Raw genomic sequence first — 1321 nt, forward strand, 5'->3', positions numbered from 1 at the left:
TGGGCTTGACCCGATTCGACGGACAGGGTCGATGAGTTGATCTTCACGCTACCTTGAGGGCGGGTAGCGGGGCGAGGCTGGTGCCCGTCTCGTAGGCGGCCGGACTCTGATAGCCGAGGCTGGAGTGCCGGCGTCGGGTGTTGTACCAGCCTTCGATGTACTCGAATGTCGCTTGGTGGGCGGCTTTGCGGGTGGGCCAGGCCTGGCGGTGGATGAGTTCGGTCTTGATCGTGGAGAAGAACGATTCGGCGACCGCGTTGTCCCAGCACTGCCCGCGCCGGCCCACGCTCAGGCGCACGCCGTGCCGCTTCGCGAGGCGGGCGTGTTGGGCGCTGGTGTATTGACAGCCGCGATCGGAATGAAAGATCAGGCCGTCGGCGGGCCGGCGCCGGGCGAGGGCGTCGGACAGCGCGGCGTCGACCAGGTCGGTGCGCAGATGCTCAGCCACGGCCCAGCCGACGACGCGGCGCGACGCCAGGTCGATGACGGTGGCCAGATACAGCCAGCCCTCCCACGTGTTGATGTAGGTGATGTCGCCGCACCAGCGGGTGTCGACCGCGGCCGCGTCGACGGTGAAGTCCCGCTCGACCAGATCTGGGCGGGTGGCGGCGTGCGGGTCCGGGATCGTGGTGGTCTTCCAGCGGCGCGGGCTCTTGCCGCAGATGCCGGCGGCCCGCATCCTGCGGGCGATGCGTTTGCGGCCGTGCCGGTGTCCGGCGTCGGCGAGCTCGGCGTGGATGCGGGGTGCGCCGTAGGTGCCGTTCGACGCGGCGTGCACGGCGATGATCTGCCCGGTCAGCTGCTCGTCGACCCGGTCCCGGGTGGACTGCTCGCCACGGGCGTGCTGGTAGTAGGCGGACCGGGAGACCTTCAACAGCTCGCACGCACGCTTGACGTTGTGCTTGCCGGCCTGCTCCGCCTCGATGAACGGGTACACGTTCACCGGGTCTCCCTGGCGAAGAAAGCCGTGGCCCGCTTGAGGATGTCGACGTCCTGCTGCAGCCGCCGGTTCTCTCGGCGCAGCTCGGCCAGCTCGGCCCGCTCATCGGAGGTCAGCCCGTCCGAGCGGGTGCCGGCATCAAGTTCGGCCTGCTTGACCCAGGACCGCACCGCGGTCTCGGTCAGATCGAAATCCCGCGCGACCTGCCCGACCGTGCGGTCACCACGCTGACACAACTCGACGATCTCAGCCTTGAACTCCGGCGTGAACGCCCGCCGCGGCCTCGATCGCTTCTTTCCCACACTCTCCATGATGCTGGACATCCTCCCGGAGACCCCAGGTCCCCTGATCTTGGATGTCCGTCAAAACGGGGCAGGCCCA

General features: G+C 68.6%; 2 protein-coding genes. Both read right to left on the minus strand.

Features of this window, described 5'->3' with window-relative positions:
• Positions 1-43: 43 nt before the first annotated feature.
• A complete protein-coding gene (locus tag AB0F81_RS51305; RefSeq protein WP_360211801.1) occupies positions 44-943 on the minus strand; it encodes an IS3 family transposase in 900 nt (299 codons plus the stop codon).
• On the minus strand, positions 940-1242 hold the full coding sequence (locus AB0F81_RS51310; protein ID WP_360211804.1) for a transposase: 303 nt from the start codon (positions 1240-1242) through the stop codon (positions 940-942). The genes AB0F81_RS51305 and AB0F81_RS51310 overlap by 4 nt, the downstream gene beginning before the upstream one ends.
• Between the last annotated feature and the right edge of the window lie 79 nt (positions 1243-1321).

This window comes from Actinoplanes sp. NPDC024001, from assembly GCF_040638955.1.
Classification (GTDB): domain Bacteria; phylum Actinomycetota; class Actinomycetes; order Mycobacteriales; family Micromonosporaceae; genus Actinoplanes.